The sequence below is a fragment of the Marinomonas atlantica genome (assembly GCF_001639725.1).
Taxonomy (GTDB): Bacteria; Pseudomonadota; Gammaproteobacteria; order Pseudomonadales; family Marinomonadaceae; genus Marinomonas; species Marinomonas atlantica.
Map to the genome: position 1 here is coordinate 422,566 of NZ_LTAW01000004.1, position 22,620 is coordinate 445,185.

Annotated in this window: 20 protein-coding genes and 2 tRNA genes; 13 read left to right on the forward strand and 9 right to left on the reverse strand. The window is 43.4% G+C overall.

The window, feature by feature from the left end; translation table 11 throughout:
* Positions 1 to 40 precede the first annotated feature (40 nt).
* From nqrF to sthA, 4 genes are all read left to right on the forward strand, one after another.
* Positions 41 to 1,264, forward strand: a complete 1,224-nt coding sequence (gene nqrF / locus AYW75_RS09545; RefSeq protein ID WP_067098713.1) for an NADH:ubiquinone reductase (Na(+)-transporting) subunit F — start codon at positions 41 to 43, stop codon at positions 1,262 to 1,264.
* 71 nt (positions 1,265 to 1,335) lie between these two features.
* Complete coding sequence (locus AYW75_RS09550) at positions 1,336 to 2,352, forward strand: FAD:protein FMN transferase (protein WP_067098909.1); 1,017 nt, start codon at positions 1,336 to 1,338, stop codon at positions 2,350 to 2,352.
* Positions 2,353 to 2,371: 19 nt separating this feature from the next.
* Positions 2,372 to 2,605 carry a (Na+)-NQR maturation NqrM gene (gene nqrM, locus AYW75_RS09555; protein ID WP_067098715.1) on the forward strand — a complete coding sequence of 78 codons (234 nt, stop codon included), beginning with the start codon at positions 2,372 to 2,374 and terminating at the stop codon, positions 2,603 to 2,605.
* Between the two features lie 18 nt (positions 2,606 to 2,623).
* Positions 2,624 to 4,018 (forward strand): Si-specific NAD(P)(+) transhydrogenase, encoded by a 1,395-nt coding sequence (sthA, locus tag AYW75_RS09560; RefSeq protein WP_067098717.1) that lies wholly within the window; start codon positions 2,624 to 2,626, stop codon positions 4,016 to 4,018.
* Positions 4,019 to 4,098: 80 nt separating this feature from the next.
* Here the strand turns inward: sthA and AYW75_RS09565 are convergent, their stop codons facing one another.
* The gene (locus AYW75_RS09565) at positions 4,099 to 4,647 is read right to left on the reverse strand and encodes a hypoxanthine-guanine phosphoribosyltransferase (protein WP_067098720.1); all 549 of its coding nucleotides are present in this window, start codon (positions 4,645 to 4,647) and stop codon (positions 4,099 to 4,101) included.
* Between the two features lie 36 nt (positions 4,648 to 4,683).
* On the reverse strand, positions 4,684 to 5,535 hold the full coding sequence (locus tag AYW75_RS09570) for a YihY family inner membrane protein (protein ID WP_067098723.1): 852 nt from the start codon (positions 5,533 to 5,535) through the stop codon (positions 4,684 to 4,686).
* Between the two features lie 344 nt (positions 5,536 to 5,879).
* On the opposite strand from AYW75_RS09570, the gene AYW75_RS09575 reads away from it, so the two are divergent.
* The 8 genes from AYW75_RS09575 (at position 5,880) to AYW75_RS09610 (ending at position 14,368) form a co-directional block, all read left to right on the forward strand.
* Positions 5,880 to 5,956, forward strand: a tRNA-Arg gene (locus tag AYW75_RS09575).
* 112 nt (positions 5,957 to 6,068) lie between these two features.
* Positions 6,069 to 7,403, forward strand: coding sequence for a trigger factor (gene tig, locus AYW75_RS09580; RefSeq protein WP_067098726.1), 1,335 nt, complete (start codon positions 6,069 to 6,071; stop codon positions 7,401 to 7,403).
* A 72-nt stretch (positions 7,404 to 7,475) separates the two neighbouring features.
* Positions 7,476 to 8,108: an ATP-dependent Clp endopeptidase proteolytic subunit ClpP gene (gene clpP, locus AYW75_RS09585; RefSeq protein WP_067098728.1), complete on the forward strand. Its 633-nt coding sequence runs from the start codon at positions 7,476 to 7,478 to the stop codon at positions 8,106 to 8,108.
* Positions 8,109 to 8,123: 15 nt separating this feature from the next.
* Positions 8,124 to 9,407, forward strand: coding sequence for an ATP-dependent Clp protease ATP-binding subunit ClpX (clpX, locus tag AYW75_RS09590; RefSeq protein WP_067098731.1), 1,284 nt, complete (start codon positions 8,124 to 8,126; stop codon positions 9,405 to 9,407).
* Positions 9,408 to 9,587: 180 nt separating this feature from the next.
* Positions 9,588 to 11,981: an endopeptidase La gene (gene lon, locus AYW75_RS09595; RefSeq protein WP_067098734.1), complete on the forward strand. Its 2,394-nt coding sequence runs from the start codon at positions 9,588 to 9,590 to the stop codon at positions 11,979 to 11,981.
* A gap of 120 nt (positions 11,982 to 12,101) precedes the next feature.
* Positions 12,102 to 12,374, forward strand: a complete 273-nt coding sequence (locus AYW75_RS09600; RefSeq protein ID WP_067038717.1) for an HU family DNA-binding protein — start codon at positions 12,102 to 12,104, stop codon at positions 12,372 to 12,374.
* 7 nt (positions 12,375 to 12,381) lie between these two features.
* Positions 12,382 to 12,458 (forward strand) — tRNA-Asp (locus AYW75_RS09605).
* Positions 12,459 to 12,535: 77 nt separating this feature from the next.
* Positions 12,536 to 14,368, forward strand: coding sequence for a SurA N-terminal domain-containing protein (locus AYW75_RS09610; protein WP_067098737.1), 1,833 nt, complete (start codon positions 12,536 to 12,538; stop codon positions 14,366 to 14,368).
* Positions 14,369 to 14,447: 79 nt separating this feature from the next.
* Here the strand turns inward: AYW75_RS09610 and AYW75_RS09615 are convergent, their stop codons facing one another.
* From AYW75_RS09615 to AYW75_RS09645, 7 genes are read right to left on the reverse strand one after another with little or no spacing between them, the layout of a single operon-like run.
* Positions 14,448 to 15,371, reverse strand: coding sequence for a Dyp-type peroxidase (locus tag AYW75_RS09615; protein ID WP_067098740.1), 924 nt, complete (start codon positions 15,369 to 15,371; stop codon positions 14,448 to 14,450).
* A 17-nt stretch (positions 15,372 to 15,388) separates the two neighbouring features.
* Complete coding sequence (locus AYW75_RS09620) at positions 15,389 to 17,188, reverse strand: BatD family protein (RefSeq protein WP_197478931.1); 1,800 nt, start codon at positions 17,186 to 17,188, stop codon at positions 15,389 to 15,391.
* Between the two features lie 29 nt (positions 17,189 to 17,217).
* Positions 17,218 to 18,927 (reverse strand): VWA domain-containing protein, encoded by a 1,710-nt coding sequence (locus AYW75_RS09625; protein ID WP_067098744.1) that lies wholly within the window; start codon positions 18,925 to 18,927, stop codon positions 17,218 to 17,220.
* Positions 18,924 to 19,922, reverse strand: coding sequence for a vWA domain-containing protein (locus AYW75_RS09630; RefSeq protein WP_067098748.1), 999 nt, complete (start codon positions 19,920 to 19,922; stop codon positions 18,924 to 18,926). The genes AYW75_RS09625 and AYW75_RS09630 overlap by 4 nt, the downstream gene beginning before the upstream one ends.
* Positions 19,915 to 20,382 (reverse strand): DUF4381 domain-containing protein, encoded by a 468-nt coding sequence (locus AYW75_RS09635; protein WP_067098750.1) that lies wholly within the window; start codon positions 20,380 to 20,382, stop codon positions 19,915 to 19,917. Before AYW75_RS09635 ends, AYW75_RS09630 begins: the two co-directional genes overlap by 8 nt.
* Entirely contained in the window at positions 20,382 to 21,281 is a 900-nt protein-coding gene (locus AYW75_RS09640) for a DUF58 domain-containing protein (RefSeq protein WP_067098752.1), read from the reverse strand. The genes AYW75_RS09635 and AYW75_RS09640 overlap by 1 nt, the downstream gene beginning before the upstream one ends.
* 3 nt (positions 21,282 to 21,284) lie before the next feature.
* A complete protein-coding gene (locus AYW75_RS09645) occupies positions 21,285 to 22,250 on the reverse strand; it encodes an AAA family ATPase (RefSeq protein ID WP_067098755.1) in 966 nt (321 codons plus the stop codon).
* Between the two features lie 138 nt (positions 22,251 to 22,388).
* Between AYW75_RS09645 and AYW75_RS09650 the strand changes: the two genes are divergently transcribed.
* Complete coding sequence (locus AYW75_RS09650) at positions 22,389 to 22,610, forward strand: DUF2835 domain-containing protein (protein WP_067098758.1); 222 nt, start codon at positions 22,389 to 22,391, stop codon at positions 22,608 to 22,610.
* Positions 22,611 to 22,620: the final 10 nt, after the last annotated feature.

The following is a 22,620-nucleotide window of genomic DNA, read 5'->3' on the forward strand; positions in this document are numbered from 1 at the left end:
GCTGCACAGTTGGGACAACCAAGAATAAGGTTTAACTAGCATGAACTTAGAAATCATTCTAGGTGTTGTGATGTTTACCGCTATTGTTCTAGCGTTGGTAGCGATCATTTTGTTCGCTCGTGCACGCTTAGTAAGTAGTGGTGATGTGACAATCCGAATCAACGGGGAAAAGGAAGTGACAGCACCAGCTGGTGGCAAGTTGCTTCAAACCCTAGCAAACAGTGGTATTTTTCTTTCGTCAGCCTGTGGTGGTGGCGGTACCTGTGCTCAGTGTAAATGTAAAGTAACGTCGGGTGGTGGCTCGATGCTGTCTACTGAACAGTCGCACTTTACTCGTCGTGAAGAGAAAGAAGGTTACCGTCTTTCTTGTCAGGTTTCTGTTAAGCAGGATATGGATGTTGAAGTACCTGAAGAGGTCTTCGGTGTTAAAGCTTGGGAATGTACGGTTGAATCAAATCCGAATGTTGCCACTTTTATCAAAGAATTGACGCTTCGTCTGCCTGAGGGTGAAAACGTAGACTTCCGTGCAGGTGGTTATGTTCAGCTTGAAGCACCTGCGCACACGGTTAATTACAAAGATTTCGATATTCAAGAAGAGTACCGTGGCGACTGGGATCACTTTAATCTATGGAAATTTGTTTCTAAGGTTGATGAGACGATCATCCGTGCTTACTCAATGGCGAACTATCCAGAAGAGAAGGGTGTTGTTAAATTCAACATTCGTATCGCTTCACCGCCTCCTGGTAAAGATGATTTACCGCCAGGTCAAATGTCTTCTTACGTGTTTAGCTTGAAAGAAGGTGATAAGATCAAAGTATACGGTCCATTTGGTGAATTTTTTGCTAAAGACACTGATGCGGAAATGGTCTTTGTTGGTGGTGGTGCTGGTATGGCGCCAATGCGCTCGCATATATTCGATCAGCTTAAGCGTTTGAACTCTACTCGCAAGATTTCTTTCTGGTACGGTGCGCGTAGCTTGCGCGAAGCGTTCTACACGGAAGAGTATGATCAGCTTCAAGCTGAGAATGAAAACTTTGAGTGGCATCTAGCGTTATCTGATCCTCAGCCAGAAGACAACTGGGATGGCAAGACTGGTTTCATTCATAATGTGTTGTATGAAAACTATCTAAAAGATCACCCAGCGCCTGAAGATTGTGAGTTCTACATGTGTGGACCTCCAATGATGAATGCGTCAGTTATTAAAATGCTAGAAGACTTAGGTGTTGAGAAAGATAACATCCTTCTTGATGACTTTGGTGGCTAGCACTGAATAAAACACAGACCCACCATATGGTGGGTCTTTGCTTTTCTTTTCATGTAAATGTGTTGGTACCTATGAAGAACAAATTTTTGTTAGCTTTAATGGCAATCATTCTAGCTACAATTCTATTTAAAGCTGTTTCATTTTCCCCTGAGCAAATTAGTTTCTCTGGCCCGACAATGGGCACAACTTATACGGTTAAATATATAACAAGCGCCGACAGTCCAAGTCGTGAAGAGTTAAAATCCAATGTTGACAATGTTTTGGTTCATGTTAACAAGTTGATGTCGACTTATGACCCAACGTCTGAGTTGTCAGAATTCAATAAGAAGCCTGCTGGTACCACCATTAAAGCATCTAATGGTTTAACGTATGTCCTAGGTGAAGCGCTCAAAATCAGTGAGCAAACGGGCGGAAAATATGATGTTACTGTAGGTCCGCTAGTAAATATCTGGGGCTTTGGCCCAGGTAAACATAATGATGAAGTGCCTTCAGATAATTTAATTGAGGCAGCGCAACAAAAAGTAGGTTACCAGTACTTAAGTATCGATAATAATTCGATTACAAAAGCCAATGATGTGTACGTAGATTTATCATCGATTGCAAAAGGGTATGGCGTGGATGAAGTCGCTCGTACCTTGAAAGAATCAGGGATTCGCAACTATCTTGTAGAAGTAGGTGGTGAAATCCTTGCATCAGGTCGAAAATTAGATGGTGAATTATGGCATGTTGGTGTTGAGAGCCCTGCAGGTGGTCATAATGTGGCGCAACGAGTGATTGCAGCCAGTGATATTGCTATTGCGACCTCCGGAGATTATCGAAATTATTTTGAAAAAAATGGTGTGCGCTATTCTCATACCATTGACCCAACAACCGGTAAGCCGATTACTCACCGATTGGTTTCTGTAACAGTAATCGATTCAACGTCTACCCGAGCAGATGGTTTGGCGACAGCGATTACAGTGTTAGGTCCGATTCAGGGCCTGAAATTTGCACAAGAATATAACATAGCGGCCTATATGTTGGTTAAAGAAGATACAGGGTTTGCTGAGCAATACTCTGATGCATTTAAACCTTACTTAACTAACTAGCCCTAATTAAGAGGTAGATATGACAACAATTGTATTGGCATTTGTATTAATGATTGCTTTGGTGGTTGCCATGGCAGTAGGTGTTCTGATGGGGCGTAAGCCTATTTCTGGTTCATGTGGCGGTATGAGTGCCTTGAACATGGAAGTGGCTTGTGATATTTGCGGTGGTGACAAAGGAAAGTGCGAGAAGGAAACAAAAAAAGCACGTGCTGCTGAAGTCTCTGATGAACAGTTTTATGACGCAACGAAATAGATGAGGTGATGAATTCTTATGACGACTAGACATTATGATGTCGTGGTACTAGGTACCGGTCCTGCTGGAGAGGGAGCTGCGATGAATGCAGCTAAAGCAGGCAAACGAGTTGCAGTCATCGAAGCTAGTCCGCGAGTGGGTGGTAGCTGTACGCACTTAGGAACAATACCTTCTAAAGCACTCCGCCATGCAGTAAAAGAAATTATTGCATTCAATACAAACCCAATGTTCCGTGATATTGGTGAGCCACGTTGGTTCTCTTTTCCTAAAGTATTGGACCGCGCTAATCGCGTGATTGATAAGCAAGTGCTCGGACGTACTGAGTACTATGCTCGTAACCGAATTGATGTGTATTTTGGTCGAGGTCGGTTTAAAGATGCCAATACGATTGAAGTGAATACGTATGAAAAAGGCCCTGAAGAATTGGTGGCGGAGAAAGTCGTTATTGCAACAGGGTCTCGCCCATATCGCCCAGCCAATATAGATTTTACTAACCCTCGTATTTATTGCTCAGACAGCATTTTAACGCTAAGTCATACACCACGATCACTAATTATTTATGGTGCAGGGGTAATCGGTTGTGAATATGCGTCTATTTTCTGTGGTTTGGGTGTTCGAGTTGAGTTAATCAACCCCGGTAAAAAATTGCTTAGCTTCCTAGATGACGAAATCACGGATGCGCTAAGTTATCACCTACGTGATGGCGGCATCTTAATTCGTCATAATGAAACCTATGAGTCGATTGACGCTTCAGAGCGTGAAGTGGTCGTCAATATGGCTTCAGGTAAAAAGCTGCGCGCTGATGCCTTATTGTTCTGTAACGGGCGCTCTGGTAATACTGAGAGCTTAGGGTTGGAAAATGTAGGTATTGAGACAAACTCTCGTGGTCAGCTGGCTGTCAGTGACACCTATCAAACAACGGTAGAGAACGTCTACGCAGCGGGCGATGTAATTGGTTGGCCAAGTCTCGCTAGTGCCGCCTATGACCAAGGTCGCTCTGTCGCAGCCAATATGTTGGGCTTAGAGGGGGGACACTATATTTCTGAGGTTCCAACAGGGATTTATACAATTCCTGAAATTTCATCCGTCGGTAAAACAGAGGCAGAATTGACGGCTGAGAAGGTGCCTTATGAAGTGGGTCGTGCATTCTTTAAAAATACTGCTCGAGCGCAGATTACGGGCGAAGCCGTTGGGATGCTGAAGATCTTATTTCATCGTGAAACATTGGAAATTCTGGGCATACATTGCTTTGGCGACCAAGCGTCAGAGATCGTGCATATCGGTCAAGCGATAATGAAACAGCCAGGTGAATTAAACACGTTGAAATATTTCTTAAATACGACTTTTAACTATCCAACGATGGCTGAAGCGTACCGTGTTGCGGCTTTGAATGGTATAAACCGAGTTTTTTAAGTATTTTATTTTGATCAAAAAAGGCGCCCACGGCGCCTTTTTTATTGCTTCTTACCCAAGCTGAGCGACAAATGTAAAATCTACTTGCCTTTAACGGCATAAATGCCTTGAAGGTTACGGAAGTAGCCTTGGTAATCCATTCCATAGCCGAATAGGAAGCGGTCTTCAACATCTAAGCCGATGTAATCTGGACGCATTTCAACTTTACGGTCATGCAGTTTGTTAATCACTGTTGCTGAGTAAACAGTTTTGGCGCCGTTAGCTTCGAACCATTGGATAATTGCTTCTACGGTGTGGCCTTGGTCAAAAATGTCGTCCACGATTAAAATGTCACGTCCTTTGAACTCTGCTTGAGGGTATCGAGTCCAATTTAAATCACTTCCTGTCGTCTCAAGTCCATAGCGGCTAGCGTGTATATAATCAAGTTCAAGTGGAAATTGTAAGCGTTGCAACAATGCGGCGGTTGGAAGTAGGCCGCCATTCATGACGCAGATAACAATAGGCATTTTATCGGATAAATCGTCCGAAATTTGTTGAGCCATTTCATCGAGTGCTTCGCTAAGTTGTGTTTCGTTGATGAGGCAATCTGCCTCATCAAGAATGGAATTTAATTCGTCAATAGTATGCATAGGTTTGTTTGGGTCGTTGTAAACAAATTTGACCGATCATTCTAGCTTATTGCGCTCATTAACGCGATCCAATTTATGCAGTGTGGCATTTAAGCTGACAGTAAATAAAATAATTAACCAGCTTGCTTGTAGCCAAATAAGGAAAGTAGGAAGTGCTGCAAAAGCACCATAGACGACTTGGTAGCTGGCAAAAAACTGTGCGAAATTAGCAAAGATAGAATTTAGAATACCAATTGAAATGCTTCCTGTTAGTGCAGCAATCGCAGTTGGTTTGATTCTTACTTCAGAGTTTGGAGTTAAAAAATTAATGGTAAAAAGCAACAAAAAGTACACAAGATAGCTGCTTAATTCAAAAATCCCTTCTAAAAGTACAGGCATGTAAGTGCCAGTAATCTGATAAGAAAGTAGGGTGCCATATAAACTCATTACTACGGTTAACATGATAGGGCCTAAAGTAAGAATGGCCCAGTAAGTAAGCAGTCGCTCGCGAATGTTGCGATTTTTTTTGATTTGCCAGATGGCTTGTACAGAATGCTCGAAACTGTTTAGCAGTAAAAGCGCCGTTAGAATTAGTGTTGCAATGCCTGCTGCTGGAAGATTCTTAGTTTGTTCTGAAAATGTAAGGAGGTAAGGTATGACAATGCTGCTACTTCCTGGCGCAAGGTGTGATTCTATATAAAGAACCAAAGAGTCTTGCATCGCTACCATTGCTGGTGTTAAGCGTAAGATACCAAATACAATGGTAATAATAGGCACGGCAGCTAAAAGAGATGCTACTGTTAAGTGGGCTGCCCTAAGGGAGACTTGGTGGCGTAATGCTCTAATCCAAACTAAACGAAGTAGTTGAAATGATTGCGTGGCAATGTTTTTTACAGCTTTAACTTGCATGCCGATATCCCTTGTCTCTAATTTTTTATATCTTAACGGCAAATACGATAAGTCGCCATTGTGTAACTATTGTGGTAAGTGCACACGTATAGTGCAAGATGATTTTTTGTGCTCTATTTTGGTTGCAAATAAATAGGGTGCAGACTAAAATTCATATCGTTCCTTTTGTGATATTTGTACTGTTCAGCAATCAAGTTAAGAAGGCGATTGTTTTCTATGTTTCTTGGTTGCGAGACGTCATATATTATTTTAGCCCAGCATTGCTGGGCTTTTTTATGTCTTTCAGTTGACGATTTATATTCCTTCCCTATAATAGCGCGTCAATATTTAGTGTTGTAGCAAATGCGCCTGTAGCTCAGCTGGATAGAGCATCCCCCTTCTAAGGGGATGGTCGGGGGTTCGAATCCCTCCAGGCGTACCACTACATCACTGTAATTCACAATTTTTGGTCTTGTTGACTTGAGCTTTAGAGTAAGTCGTGATTTCTTCGCGGCGGCGTCAACAAATAAAGCACGTTCCCAAGAGGAAGTTTTATGCAAGTTTCTGTAGAGACAACGTCTCCAATCGAACGCGTTCTTACTATTAGCGTTCCTGCTGCACGTATCGATGATAAAGTTAATGCTGAGGTAGCTAAAACAGCTAAAACAGTACGCATCGATGGTTTCCGTAAAGGTAAAGTACCAGTGAGCGTTGTAAAAAAACGTTACGGTCAAAGTATCCGTATGGAAACTCTTGAGCAAGTTATGCGCGATGCATACGTTGAGGCAATCCAAGCTGAGTCTATTAATCCTGCTGGTATGCCATCAATTGAGCCTAAGAAAATTGAAGCTGGCTCTGATCTAGAATTTGTAGCAAAAGTTGAAGTTTATCCAACAGTTGAACTTGCAGATGTATCTAGTATCGAAGTAACTCGTATTGTTTCTGATATTACAGAAGCTGATGTTGATACTATGCTTGAAACGTTGCGTAAGCAAAATGCTGAATGGACGGCTGTTGATCGCGAAGCGAAAGACGGTGACCAAGTGAAAATCGACTTTGTTGGTTTCCTAGGTGAAGAAGCATTCGAAGGTGGTGCAGCAGAAGGTCACCAGATTGTTCTTGGTTCGAATTCAATGATTCCTGGTTTCGAAGAAGGCATTGTTGGTATGAAAGCGGGAGAAGAGCGTACGATCTCTGTTACGTTCCCTGAAGAATACCAAGCTGAACACTTAGCAGGCAAAGAAGCGACATTCAAAATCACTGCGCACGAAGTAGCTGAACAAGTTCTTCCTGAGTTAGATGATGAGTTTGCTACTAAATTCGGTCTTGAAAACTCTGACCTAGCGGGTTTGCGAGCTGAAGTGCAGAAAAACATGGAGCGTGAGCTTAGCCAAGCAGTGAAGGGCAAGCTTAAGAATTCTTTGTTTGACCAACTTGTTGAGTTAAATCCAATCGAAGTTCCTTCTTCGTTGGTTGATCAAGAAGTTGATGGTCTTCGCCAACAAGCTGCTCGTCAGTTTGGTAATATGGAAGGGTTTGATCCATCACAACTTCCTGCAGAGCTGTTTTCTGAAGAAGCAACTAAGCGCGCTAAATTGGGTCTTTTAATCTCTGAAGTGATCCAAAAGAACGAGCTTACAGTAGAAGATGATCGTGTACGTGCTTTCTTGGAAGATATGGCACAAGCTTACCAAGAGCCACAGCAAGTTGTTGAATACTACTTAAACAACAAAGAGCAACTAGCACAAGTGCAATCTGCTGTACTTGAGGAGCAAGTTGTTGATAAACTGCTAGAAAGCGCGAAAATTACTGAAGTAACTCTAAGTTACGAAGACGCTATCAAGCCAGAAGCTCAATCTGCAGAAGCAGAAGAGTCTGAAGAAGCATAAGCTTAGCTTATAATTCTCATAGGGCCGGTATAGCGAAAGCTATGCCGGCTTTTTCGTTTTAAGGAATAGGATATGAATTTAATGACCCCTACAACTGGCCCTGTCGCGATTACAAGTAATGGCCTAGTCCCAATGGTTATTGAGCAGACTGCTCGAGGTGAACGATCTTTTGATATATATTCTCGTCTACTAAAAGAGCGTGTCATCTTTTTGGTGGGTCAAGTCGAAGATCATATGGCAAACTTAGTGGTTGCCCAGCTGTTATTCTTAGAATCAGAAAACCCTGATAAAGATATTCATCTTTACATTAACTCACCAGGTGGTTCTGTAACAGCAGGCATGTCGATCTATGATACTATGCAGTTTATAAAGCCTGATGTAAGCACCATGTGTATTGGTCAAGCTGCTAGTATGGGGGCACTGTTGCTAACTGCAGGTGCAGAAGGTAAGCGTTATTGCTTGCCGAACTCTCGCGTCATGATTCACCAGCCACTTGGCGGATACCAAGGTCAGGCTTCTGATATCGAAATTCACACTCGCGAAATCTTAGGTATTAAGCATCGTTTAAATGAAATCATTGCTCACCACACAGGTAAACCTATTGAAACTGTGGCGCAAGATACCGACCGTGATAACTTCATGAGTCCGCAAGCGGCTAAAGATTACGGTTTAATTGACGATATCCTAGAAAAACGCGAAGCATAATAAGGGTGGACTTTAATGTCTGATGATAAATATAGCCGCGGCGACCATTCTGATCGGTTGTTGTACTGCTCTTTCTGTGGCAAGAGTCAGGATGAGGTTAAGAAACTAATTGCCGGCCCTTCGGTGTATATCTGTAATGAGTGTGTTGATTTATGCAATAACATCATTACTCAAGAATTGTTGCAAGGTGATGGTGAGTCTGAAGAAAAAGACGAATTGCCGACGCCTGCGAAACTGGCAGCATCTTTAGATGATTATGTAATCGGTCAGGAGCGCGCTAAAAAAGTGTTAGCGGTGGCCGTATATAATCACTACAAACGTCTGCGTCATCAAGGCTTAGCCAATAAAGATATAGAGTTAGGTAAGAGTAATATCTTGCTTATTGGTCCAACGGGTAGTGGTAAAACGCTCCTCGCTCAGACACTTGCTCGTGTTTTGGATGTGCCTTTCACTATTGCTGATGCAACCACATTAACTGAAGCTGGTTACGTAGGTGAGGATGTAGAGAATATCATCCAGAAGCTTTTGCAAAATTGTGATTACGATGTCGACAAGGCGCAGCGCGGTATCGTCTACATCGATGAAATTGATAAAATTTCTCGTAAGTCTGATAACCCTTCTATCACACGTGATGTGTCAGGTGAGGGTGTTCAGCAGGCATTGTTGAAGTTAATTGAAGGTACTGTTGCTTCGGTTCCGCCTCAGGGTGGTCGTAAGCATCCACAACAAGAGTTTGTTCAGGTTGATACCTCTAATATTCTCTTTATTTGTGGTGGTGCGTTTGCGGGTCTTGAGCGTGTGATTAGTGATCGTACTGAAAAGAGTAGTATTGGCTTTAAAGCGACAGTGAAGAGCAAAGAGAAAGATCGTTCTTTCTCTGAAGCAGTGCACCAAGTTGAAACTGAAGATTTGGTAAAATTTGGTCTGATTCCAGAGTTTGTAGGTCGTTTGCCCGTCGTGGCAACGCTTTCTGAACTGGATGAGGAAGCATTAATGACGATCTTGAGTCAGCCTAAGAATGCTTTGACGAAACAATATCAGCATCTATTCGAATTAGAGGGTGTTGAGCTTGAATTTACAGATGAGTCACTACGTGAAGCAGCCCATTTAGCGCTTGAGCGTAAAACAGGTGCTCGTGGTTTGCGAAGTATTCTTGAGTCTTCTTTGCTCGAGTGTATGTACGAGCTTCCTAACCGTACAGACATTGCTAAAGTTGTTATGGATGGTTCATCTATCCGTGGTGATTCAGCGCCATTAATGGTGCTTGAAAGTGAGATGAAAGACGCCTCAAATGGTTAATTTCTAAACAAATTTCGCTTGCGATCGTTGGTCGTAAGCGAAATCTCGCTTTATTCCCTCCTTTTTCTTCTATTTCCTCTCTGAACGCTTGCATTTTGACCTAGTTGACCTTATCTCTAAATTATCGAAGTCAAGTCACTCATCAGCGTTGCGTATGCTGATGTTCAGTTGGAAGTAATTATGTCTGAGTCTGATTCTAAAAATTTACCAATGTTGCCGCTACGCGATGTAGTCGTGTATCCGCATATGGTTTTGCCGTTATTCGTCGGTCGAAAAAAATCCATTGCTGCTCTAGAGTCCGCAATGGATGGCGACAAGATGGTGTTTCTTGTTGCACAGCAAGATGCCTCCAAAGATGATCCTAATAAAGAAGATCTGTATACCATTGGTACGGTAGCGAAAGTTATTCAGTTGCTTCGCCTGCCAGATGGAACCGTTAAGGTTCTGGTTGAGGGCCAGTATCGCGCTGAGCTTCAAGCGCTTGAAAATGGCGATGAATGGGTATCGGCAACGATTGAGCAGCTTCCTGAAGCGGAAGATGATGAATCTGAGTATCCTGCCATCCGAAATGCATTGATTAAGCAACTTGATGAGTATGTTGCTGGTAGTAAGCGTATCCCAAGTGAGGTTGTTACTTCTCTTAAATCAATCGATGATCTATCCAAACTGATTGATTCTATTGCTGGCCACATGAGCTTAAAACTTGAGGATAAGCAGCATGCACTTCAGTTAAGTTCATTAGTTGAGCGTGGAGAGCATTTAATGGGATTGATGGATGGTGAGTTAGATATAGCTCACTTAGAAAAAAACATCCGCAGTCGCGTCAAAAAGCAGATGGAAAAAAGCCAACGCGAGTACTATCTGAACGAGCAAATGAAGGCTATTCAGAAAGAGTTAGGTGACATGGACGAAGGCAGTAACGAGCTTGACCTTCTCCAAGAAAAAATTACCGAAGCAAAAATGTCGGCTGAGGCAACTGAAAAGGCTGAAGCAGAGCTTAAGAAGCTGAAAATGATGTCGCCTATGTCTGCGGAAGCAACCGTAGTACGCGGATATATTGACTGGTTAGTTTCATTGCCATGGTCAAAGCGCTCAAAAGTTCGTAATGATCTAGCTTATGCTGAAAAAGTATTGAACGAAGATCATTTTGGTTTGCAAGATGTTAAAGACCGTATCTTAGAATTCTTAGCTGTTCAGCAACGAGTTAAGAAAGTAAAAGGTCCTGTATTGTGTCTAGTCGGGCCTCCTGGTGTTGGTAAAACCTCTCTTGGTCAGTCGATTGCCCGTGCTGTGAACCGTAAGTATGTACGTATGGCTTTAGGTGGTGTGCGAGATGAATCTGAGATTCGTGGTCACCGTCGAACTTATATAGGCTCAATGCCAGGTAAGCTAATTCAGAAGCTGGCTAAAGTGAAAGTGAAAAACCCACTTTTCTTGCTGGATGAAATTGACAAGATGGGCATGGACCAACGTGGTGATCCTGCTTCCGCATTACTTGAGGTGCTTGATCCGGAGCAAAACCACACATTTAGTGATCATTATCTAGAAGTTGATTACGATTTATCAGATGTAATGTTTATTTGTACGTCGAACAGTATGAATATTCCTGGCCCATTGATGGATCGTATGGAAATCATCCGTATTCCTGGTTATACGGAAGATGAAAAACTGAATATCGCTAAACGCTATTTGTTACCTAAACAAATTAAATTAAGCGGTTTAAAAGACACTGAAATCGAGGTTTCTGATGAAGCTCTGATGGATGTGATTCGCTATTACACTAAAGAGGCTGGTGTACGTGGACTTGAACGTGAGTTAAGCAAGGTGTGTCGACGTGTTGTCAAAGAACAGACGTTGAAGAAAAATAGTGATGCCGTTAGTGTGACTTCAGAAACTCTTGAAGAATATTGTGGTGTACATAAATTTAGCTATGGCAAGGCCGAGGAAAATAACCAGATCGGCCAAGTTACAGGTTTGGCTTGGACTTCGGTGGGTGGCGAGTTGTTAACTATCGAAGCAGCGGGTGTGCCAGGTAAAGGTCGTCATGTTAAGACCGGTTCTCTTGGTGATGTTATGCAAGAATCCATTCAGGCGGCTTTAACGGTTGTTCGTAGTCGTGCATCAGGATTGGGTATTGCAGATGACTTCCATGAAAAAGTAGATTTACATTTGCATGTACCGGAAGGAGCGACGCCTAAGGATGGTCCTAGTGCGGGTATTGCTATGTGTACTGCGATAGTGTCGGTGCTGGCGAAAGTGCCTGTGAAAGCTTCTGTAGCGATGACAGGTGAGATTACGTTGCGTGGTGAAGTGCTACCAATTGGTGGTCTCAAAGAAAAGCTACTTGCAGCTCATCGTGGCGGTATCAAAACAGTGCTGATACCACAAGAAAATACTCGCGACCTAAAAGAAATTCCTGACAATATCAAAGCTGATCTTGAAATTGTGCCAGTAAAATGGATTGATGAAGTCTTAGATGTGGCATTAGAGTACGTTCCTTCACCAAAAAATGAAGAAACTGTGTCAGCGAAGGAAAAAACTGTTGATGAACAAGAATCTGTGAGTCATCATTAGTTCAAACCCTGTGTTGACAGGGCCTAAGATAGGCTTGTATAAAGACTCATCTGAATCGACTGTTACGTTTAGTCGAATTAAAAATACCAAGGAACCACGAGAATACTGAAGGGGTAGAACGTGAACAAATCAGAATTGATTGATGCTATTGCCACGTCCGCAGACTTATCTAAAGCGGCTGCAAGTAATGCACTAGATGCAACTTTGACTGCAATTGAAGAAGCACTAGCAAAAGGCGACCAAGTTACTTTAGTTGGTTTTGGCACTTTCTCAGTAAAAGAGCGCGCGGCACGTACAGGTCGCAATCCTCAAACTGGTGAGGAAATCCAAATCAGTGCTGCTAAGGTTCCTAGTTTCAAAGCCGGTAAAGGCCTTAAAGACGCAGTGAACTAATGAACATGGAGCGGTAGTTCAGTTGGTTAGAATACCTGCCTGTCACGCAGGGGGTCGCGGGTTCGAGTCCCGTCCGTTCCGCCATTAGAGCAAAGAGGTGTGTTCCCAGCGGAATACACCTTTTTTATTTTACAGATTAACGTTTTTGAGGTGGAGGCAACATGCTCCAAGATATAAGAGACAAGTCACAAGGTGTTATCGTTAAAGTCATCATTGGTGTGGTTATTGTGACGTTTGCTCTATTTGGTGTTGAAGCATTGGTACAAAGCTTTACATCAACCGACACAGTTGCTGAAGTAGATGGCAAAGAAATTACGAGAATGGAGCTATTACAGGCTTCTGAGACTCAGCGACGTCAGCTAATTTCTATGATGGGTGGTCAAATTGACCCTGCGATGTTAGAGGAAAATGCATTACAGCGCCGCGCATTGGATGAATTGATCCAGCGTGCAGTTTTAATGAATCAAGCTGAAGGCTTAAATCTGGGTGTTTCAGATGCACAAGTGGATGCTTACCTCGTTCAAGCTGAGCAGTTCCAAACTGATGGTGTATTTGATCAGAGTAAATACTTGAACTTTATTCGCTCTTTGGGCTTTACACCGTTAGCGTTTAAAGAGCGTATTAAGCAAGATGTTCTAATACAACAAACTCGTAACGCGTTGGCTGGTTCGGAGTTTATTTTGCCTAGCCAAGTTGAATCGATTGTTGAATTGCAAAATCAAAAGCGTAGTTATGAGTTCATTCGTTATTCTCTGGCTCAGATGACTGAACAGGTCAATGTTACAGATGAAGAGTTGCAAGCATACTATGATGAAAACAGTGCCAGTTTTGTGTCACCTGAGCAGGTTAAGTTAGATTATGTTGTTGTTTCCGTTGCTGACTTGCAGAATCAAGTTGAGGTGACGGACGCTGAATTGAAAGAAGCTTATGATGCTCGTGTTGCAAGCTTCCAAGGTGAAGAACGTGAAGCGTCACATATCTTAATCGATACATCTGCTCGTTCAGATGAAGAGGCGCAAGCTCGTCTCGCTGAGGTTCAAGAGAAGCTTGCTAATGGTGAGTCATTTGCTGAACTAGCAACAGAATATTCTGATGATTTAGGTTCAAAAGATAGTGGCGGTGACTTGGGTTATGTGAGTCGTGGCATTATGGTGGGGCCGTTTGAAGATAAATTGTTTGCCATGGAAGCAGGTGAAATAGATTCTGTAGAAACAGAATTCGGCTATCATCTTATTCAATTAAATGAAATCAGTGAAACAGCAGCGCCATCGCTTAATGACATGCATGATGAGCTAATGTCAGATTTGGTTGCTCAAAAAGCCAAAGATAAACTGCTGGAAGAGCACGAAACGATCACTGATTTAGCCTATGCAAGTGATGATCTTTCTGCTATTTCAAGTGAATACGGCGTGGCTATTTTGACAACGGATTACTTTGGTCGTGATGGTGGTAATAATGAAATCACATCGTCTCCATCCGTTATTTCTGCAGCTTACAGCCCAACCGTATTAGAGGATGGCCACAATAGTGACTTGATCGAGTTGAGTGATGAAGAGGTTATCGTTGTTCATGTAAATGATCATAAAGCCGCTGCTCAACAAACGTTCGATGAAGCAAAAGATATGATTGCCTCAATTGTGGTTCAGCAAAAAGCAGTCGAGTCATTGCAATCTACCGCGAATGCGGCGTTAGCGTCTGGTAAAGGTGATTGGACAACGGTGAGTAATGCTGAACGTGGTCAAGATGAAGTAGCCGCGTTAGCATTTGGTTTACCGCATCCTGCTGATGAAGGTGAAATCTCGACAGGTGTTGAGTCTACAGGTAATGGCGATTTAGTAGCGATTCGTCTCACCGAGATTAATCAGGGTAACGGCAGTGTGGAAGCATCTCAAAAAGAGATTTATGAGAACTACTTATCACAAACGCTGACCAATATGACGATGCGTGCGCAACAAGAATCTCTGCAGAATGCAGCTGAGATAGTACGTAACTAATGTGTTAGTTGTTATAAAAAACCACGCTATTGCGTGGTTTTTTGTTTTTGTGCGTCTTAAAAACAAGTGCTAAGGGTGGCTATTCACTAAGTTGGTTAAGGAATTTTGGTGTTGGAACATAAAAAGCACTACCACTTGAAGCGTGGGTGTATTGCATCAAATGATCTGCATTGCCTTTTTCGTCGCCTTCGATCATGCTTTGTAGCATCAGATCAAAAATGATGGGTGTTTTTGAATAGCTAACAAAGATCAAGCCTTGCTCTTGCAAGTCACCAAACGGCATGCTTTGACGTAGAAGTTCTAGGGATTGACCTTGATCATCTTTTAGAGAAGTTCGCTTTGTATGAGCATGGGGCGATTTCTCTGCAGAAGCATATTCCTCATTGTCATACTTAGTTCGTCCAAACGTATTCTCCTGTACTTTTAGCTCTTGGTGTTCCCATTTTTCCAGGTCGTGAACGAACTTCATGTAATTCAGGTACGAGCCGCCTTTATAGGCTGAATCTTCATCACCGACTAAGGCAACAGAGGCGCGGTCTTCACCCTCAGGGTTTTCTGTGCCATCCACAAAGCCAGTAAAGTCCCGATTATCTAAGTATTTAAAGCAATGTGTTTGTGTTCGTAGTTTGACACTGTCAGACATAGCTTTTAACAGTGCCAGTGCAAGAATGTGGGTGGCATCGTGTCGATTAGATCGAATATGCATTATAAGGTCGTAGGCTTCATCTTTAACGCTTAGAAATTGGCCCGAGAAACTTGGGAATGGAGCCAGTTCTTTTGGCGGCTCACATTGCGTAATTCGATAAAAACTGTGGGTCGAAACACCAATAGCTGCATGCAATTGTGCATCAGGAAACTGATTCTGTATGTCACTGATTAACTGTGAACATGACGCGAGTGCTTTTCGAAGCACAGCTTCTTTGCCTTCGACAGCATCTAATAAAATAAAAGAAGCATCACTGGATGCTTCGGCAGTAATGCCAGTTTGATGGTTCAAACTCATATTATGACTCCTGAAAACTAAAAATTCGGGTACAGCGTCTTTAGTTGGCTAGCTTGTGAAGGCTTGGGTTGCCCTGTAACGTATTCTTCAAGTGCGTCCGCTAGCGCATCTCCATGCCATTGAGAAGATGCTGACGATGAATACATGACTAATTCGGCTTCCATTAAAAGCTGGGTTAAGTGCGGTGAGTCGGACAATCGTTTGATGTCATCCACTCCGCGAATAGCGTTGTCTCCCCAGCGGTGTCTTGCCCACTCTAATAAACGTAATCGAAGTGTGCTCAAGTCATTACTACGACAGCTTTGCAAGAGTTGTTGATAGGCCGCGTCTTCATTGCCAGAAGTGAGTGGGGCGAACTCTTCCAGTGTCGGCACATCTCCTTTTGGATCGGTGTTTGTATTTGTCTTTCGACGCAACCATAGCCAAGCGCCAATACCAGCAGCACCCATGCCGATCATGAGTGCAGCTAACATCACTTTCCAAGAACCTCCGGCCTCATTGCTTGGTGTGAGAACGACATTTAGCTCTTCAGGTTCTTCTATGTCTCCTTGGATCTCTTCTGATTTAGCTTTGGGCTTTGCCAAAGATATTGGCGCAACAGACGTTGATTGAGGTGGAATCTCATTCGAAAAGTTGTTGGGGGTGTTAGTCGCTTCTGTCGCTTGTTGCTGCGTATTGTTTGCATCGTCTGCGGCATTGGGTAGCGGTGCAACATTCATGACTTGCGCATTAGCACGGACCGTTTTCATGGATCGCGAAACAGGGTCCCAGTAAGTCACTTCTACAACGGGCAACTCAAGCGGACCTGCTTGAGTCGGAACGACCTCAATACGCATAGTTTCATGACCAGACACTCCATTGATGGATTTATTAGTCTCATAAGTAGGAGAGGTTGGGTAGAGTTTGTAAGCGCGTGTGCTGGAAAAGTTTAAAGTTGGCAGCTGCTCACCTAAGACGCCTTGAGCGGTAATGTCTATTTCCCATATTAAGGTATCTCCAATGCGTGGATTACTAACCGTATTCGATACCATTGAGCGAATGGCTACTGCATCGGTGGGTAGCCAATTAGAATTGCCATAAGATGCCGGGATGGGTAATGCGTTGAGCGTAATAGGAAGGCTCTTAATATTGACTTTTCGTGTGCCATTTCGAGTATTCACGATGGCTTCAATACTTTGGTTATTGAGCTCAATGGTGCCGCTTCGTTGAGGAAATGCAACGTATTCACGAGTCATAACTTGATAAGACGTACCATCAATGTCTTCGTAGCGCATTTGATCATCAATTAAACGTTCAGTAAGAAGGTTGGGGTGATTCGGATTTGACATGCTGGCATTTTGCAGTGGTACTGCCGTATACAGCTCTAATGTCAGTAATACTTGTTGCTGAACATAGGGCTCCAGTGTACTGGCATGAAACTTAAGCATGACTAAAGGGTTACCATTGCGATCTGTCATTTGTTGCGCAGGTTTTACTTCAAGATATAGAGGCTCAGAAGCTTTTTCACCGACTTGTATTGGTGGGATTTGGAAGTTGCCTACAGCCTTTGGCATTAAGGTAACGACCCAAAAATTTAGGGCCTGATTAGTACCTAGGTTAAAGCTAAATTGACTATTTTGACTGCGGCTTAAAATTTCAAAATCGCGTTTTAAAGCAGATAAGTCGGGACCATTACCAGTATTGGTGAAATCTGTCCTGATTGTAAGCTGTACAACTTCATTCTCACTGACAACGTTCTTATCGAGGGCGGCAGTCACTTGATCTGCGTGCGCCAAGTGAGCGAAAAATAGAGCAGTCACCAATGCGATGATCTGCATTAAAGCTCTTGATGGTGATGGTAAGTGGGCTACCATGGTTGTTGGCCTTCCTCTTGTTTAAAGCGATTTTCGTTGCGTCTTTCCTGATGCAAGTACCAAAGTTTTCGTTGTAATAATGTGCCAGGATCATCTTGAATTTGGCGTAGCCATTGTTCAAGTGCTTGTTGTTCTTCCATGTTACTGTTGTTGTCAGTTTTTGATTCGACTTGGGCAGACCCTTGGTCAGGGTTTTGATTATCCTGCTTTTCGGAATTGTTGTCTTGTTTTTGCTCGCTATTGACGGAGTCTTTATTGCTGTTGTCAGACTTTTGATCGTCTGAGTCACTTTGCGGAGTCTGCGAGTTAGCGTCGGTATCATCTTTCGGGGTGTTGTCAGAGTTTTCTTCAGGCGGCTGTTTTTCGAGTTGTTTTTGCACGTAGCCAAGATTTTCTTTAGCTTCTTTGAAATCAGGTTTTAGTTTTAAAGCCTGCTTGTAAGCCTCTAGGGCAGCAGGTAAATCCTCGCTCATGGCCAGAGCATTGCCTAAATTATAAAAGTCGGAAGCAGAATTGGCGAGCGGCGCAATAGTTTTGGCGGTATCGGCATAAGAGCCTTGAGCGTATTGGCTGGCAGCTTTCCAGCGCGGATCATCGAACAGTTTAGATGCGCTCTCCCAATCGCCCTGATTGACGGCTTGTTGCGCTTTTTGATCGTTAGTTTTGATCCAATCGATTGGTGATGCGTAACTCGGTGTGGATGGATTGAGTACTATAATAACCAGTGCAATCAAACCACCGCTACGGAACTGCCATAGTAGCCAAACTAAAAAAGGCAGCGCGAACCAATGTCCTTGTTCTTGCCAAGTAATGCCCGTGATATCAGAGCTACGTGCATCAGAAGTTTGGAGTGCATGCTGACCAATCGCCTCAAGCTCGTTGATGTCTGAGTTGTGAGAGTAATAGTGGCCACCTACTTCGAGGGTCACTTGTTTGATTTGATCTAAGGGTGTTTTTGGAATCGCTGTAATGCCTTGAGGGCGAAGCGTTTGCCCATCAGGCAGTTTAATAGGAGCCCCTTCTCGTGTGCCAATACTAATAACCTCTAAAGCGACATGTTGTTGAGTGACCTTGCTAAGGAGTGACACATCCTTATTTTTTAAATCATCAGTAAGTACCACAAATGTGGTGTACGGGGCATCCTGAAGGTCTACTAGCGTTAAGGCTTGTCTGAGTCCATCCGCTAGATTACTTCCATAAATTGGCATGATTAAAGGATCTAGTGCAACAAGAAAGTGGGTAAGTGTTTCTCGGTCTTGAGTGTAGGGGCTAACAATATACGCATCACCTGCATAGGCAACTAAAGCAAAATCTCCTTCAAGTGAGCTATTGATGATGTCTCGCATAATCTGTTTAACGCGTGTTAAACGGTTAGGGCGTATGTCTGTAGCATACAGTGACAAGGATTGGTCGACGATAAACACTGTTTTTTGGTTGGCCGTATAAAGATGCGTTTCAGATTTACTAAAACTGATGCCCGAAAGTCCTATTACAAGCAGACTGATGCAGGTTAACCCAAGCCATTTTTGCGATACTTGTGAACTCTTCACATTGGTAAGGTACGGCAACAAGTGTGCGGCAACTGTCGATTTTATGGCGCTGTTTTCGGGCTTGAAGTGAATTAAACGGCTAAAAAACCAAAAAATGGGAATTAATAGCAGCCAATCTGGACGGGTGAAATGTATCCAGTCGAACAAAGTCATGTTCGTTCCCCTAAAGAAAATGCTAGGCGGCGTGTTGCCAGCAAAGTGGCGGCAACAAACAGCAAGGCAAGCAAGCCTAGCCAATGGAAAAGTGTGGTTTTAGGGCGCTGTAAGATATCGCTGGATGGGGTGGGTTCTAATTGGTCTAGAAGCGCATAAACTTGACGTAATTCTTGAGTGCTTCGTGCTCTGAAAAACTGTCCACCTGTTAATTCAGCAATGTTAGTGAGTAGTGGCTCATCCAAGTCACTAGATGGGTTGACGATCTTTGGGCCGAAAAAACCTTGCACAGTCATTTGTTCTGCACCAATTCCGATGGTATGAACGGTTACGCCTTGTTTGGCCGCATAGTTAGCTGCTTGCAAAGGACTGACTCTTCCCGCTGTATTTGCGCCGTCGGTCATTAGAATAAGTACTTTTTGATCAGCAGGTTTGTCTTGTAAGCGTTTAATTCCTAACCCAATTGCATCACCAATTGCAGTTTGTTCTCCAGCAAAACCAATTTGGCTTTCTTGAATTAATTGATTGATGGTTTTTAAGTCATAGCTTAACGGCGCTTGAAGGTATGCTTTGCTCCCAAATACAATAATACCAATACGGTCACCGCGGCGTTCTCTAATAAATTGCGAAAGCACTTCTTTGGCAGCGCTCAACCGGTCAGCTGTACGATCATTTAAGGTCATATCTGAGATTTGCATGCTACCAGATAAATCTAATGCTATTAATAGATCTCTACCAGTGGGCGGGATTTGTGTTGCCTCTCCAAGCCAAGCGGGTCGCGAAAGGGCCAGCACCATGGTTAGCCAAGCACATGTAAGAAGAATCCATGGTAGCTTACGGTGATTGCGGTCATGATGTTGTGGTGCCTTAGTTAAAAATTGACTATGGCGCCAATGGATGTGCGTAGCACTGGCGTTTTTACCACGGCGTCGCCATAACAAAAAGAACGGCAAAGGGAGTAGTAGTAGCGCCCAAGGCCATTGTAAATCAAGCATGATGCTTCCTTATCCAATAGCTTGTTAACTGGACTAAGTCTGATCTCTGCTGTGCTGTAAGTTGACTGTCTGGACGATACAGTCCTTCGGTAAAGATCGGTTCAAACTCTGTGAATGTCCATTTTGCTCGTTTGAGCTGTTGATCTAAGATCGGAAGTAACGCCTTGGTCGTACAGCTTGCCAGTGTCTCATGACCTTCTGTTATAAGGCATCGCTTTATCACGCTGATGCAGCTTTCAATTAATACTTTATCAGAGGCTTGTTCGACTTCCTTGAGCGCCTGCAATGCTTCATAGCGATAGATTCTGCGTTTATGCCGAAGTGCTGCTATGGTAATGATGATGACGGTCAACAAAAGAAAAGCAGCCAGTACTAACCAAGACCACCAGACAGGGGGCCAGTTAGGAATGGCTTCTGGTAACAAATAGGCCGTATTTGGCAGATCGATGGCGTTGGACATCAGTGTAAGATTCCATATGCTAATAGTTCGGAAGCAACTGCAATTGGTGAATGATTGACATCAAAGACATAATAACCCACTCCGAGTTGTGTCATTAAACTATCATGTTGCTGAGCCAGCTGCGCAAAATGCTGCTTTGCAGCAGAGCGCTGCGCATTGCTTATATGCAGCGTGTTTTTAGTCTCTTGATTGGCGAACTGATAGTGCCCGTTTGGAAGAGAGAACGCACTGGCATCTTCAACGGATACCCAGTGAACTCGATTATGCTGAGCTAGCTGTTGTAAATGCGCTTTGTTTATTTCATCCATAGCAATGTGATCGCTAAGAACAATGACCGAGTAGCCTTTAAATCGGCTTAAGTTTGGCATCTCATAAGATGTTGGTTGAAGTGTACGCTGTTTAATTAAAGTTGTTTGCGCAAGCTGTTCGCTGAAAAAACGCCAGTCTCTAATGTTTGGGGTGATGGAGAACTCATTGTCGGTTTGACTGACAAAACCGACGTTTTCACGCTGAGCATAACTACGCCAAGCAATGATGGCAGCCAGTTGAGCTAGGCGTGTGCTGATGAATGTGGTTTGAGTACCAAAATAGGCATCTGGCGATAGGCTCAATAAAACCAATGTACGATGCTCCACATCCTCTGTGTACACTCGAGTATGAGCAATACCGGTTCTCGCTGTGACACGCCAGTCCATATGACGAGCTTCGTCGCTGACATCATACGGCCGTATTTCGTGCAGCTCTAAGCCGTGGCCTCGCTTTTTGCTAACAATGCTGCCTGACATCATACGAGCACGACGTATTGAGCGAGCTTTGCCCAATGCTTTTGCTATGGCTGCGAGCTCTATAATGTCATCTTGATTTAGTTCTGGTGTATTTGGACTAAGCAAAGTATCCATAAGTTAAAGCACAGGCACTTGAGTTAAAATCCTATTGATTAACTGATCGTTACTAATGTTTTGTGCAACAGTCTGAAATGACGGCACGATTCTGTGACGAAAAACGTTATGAACAACGCCGCGCACATCATCTGGCGTAACAAAATCTCGCCCAGCAAGCAGTGCATGAGCACGTGCGCAGCGGTCTAGCGCAAGTGTTGCGCGTGGGCTTACGCCAAAATCAATCAAGCTGGCCATCTGGCCATCGTCTTCAAAGTATTTTTCCGGATGACGGGTTGCCATAACAAGATGCACGATATACTGCTCAACCGAGTCTGCCATATAAATGTTCAGTGCTGCTTTTTGCAGTGATGAAATGTCTTCCAAACTTAATACCGCTGCTGGCTCTTCTGCATTAGAAAACTTGTCCTGCTCGCGTATCAACCGCAATACTTTAAGTTCGGTTTCCATGTCAGGGTAGTCAACTTGAATTTTCATCAGAAAGCGATCAAGTTGCGCCTCAGGAAGGGGATACGTGCCTTCTTGTTCGATGGGGTTTTGCGTCGCAATGACAAAAAATTGTGCTGACAGTGGGTAAGTGGCGTTGCCGACGGTAATTTGGCGCTCGCCCATTGCTTCGAGTAATGCTGATTGTACTTTTGCAGGTGCACGGTTAATTTCATCTGCTAGGACAATGTCGTGCATGATTGGCCCTGGGGTGAATTGAAACTGTCCAGTATGTTGCTGATATATATCTGAACCCGTAACGTCACCAGGAAGCAAGTCAGGCGTGAATTGGATGCGTTGAAAGCTTGCATCAATGGTTTTTGCTAATGCCTTAGCGGCGGTTGTTTTAGCAATGCCTGGGGGGCCTTCTAGTAACACATGACCTTTGGCTACGAGTCCAACAAGGAGGTCATTAATTAATGATTCCTGCCCAACAATGGCATGATTTAAGTGCTCTTTTAGTCGTTCAATGACTGCTTCCATACTTCTGTAAGCCCTTATACTGCTGTCAAAATACCCGTCAAGACAATATAATAACCAGCATCGTATTCAAGTTAAAACCTCTTCTTGAGCAAGTTTACCCCAAGAATGATTGAAGAGGCGCTATACCTAAGGTAAATCATGGCAAAAGTAACTGTTGATGTAAGTCTCCCTGCTTATAAATACAAGGAAATGTATCAAGGCTCGGTAAAGTATTTAGTGGCAAAAAGTCGAGATGGACGCATGATTCAACTCCCACTGTCGATTTTTCAGAGCTTTGTAACGCACAAAGGTGTTTATGGCGCTTTTGAAATCGAGTTTGATGACAATAAGAAACTCGTCAAGATTGATAAAACATTTTAACTCTCTCATT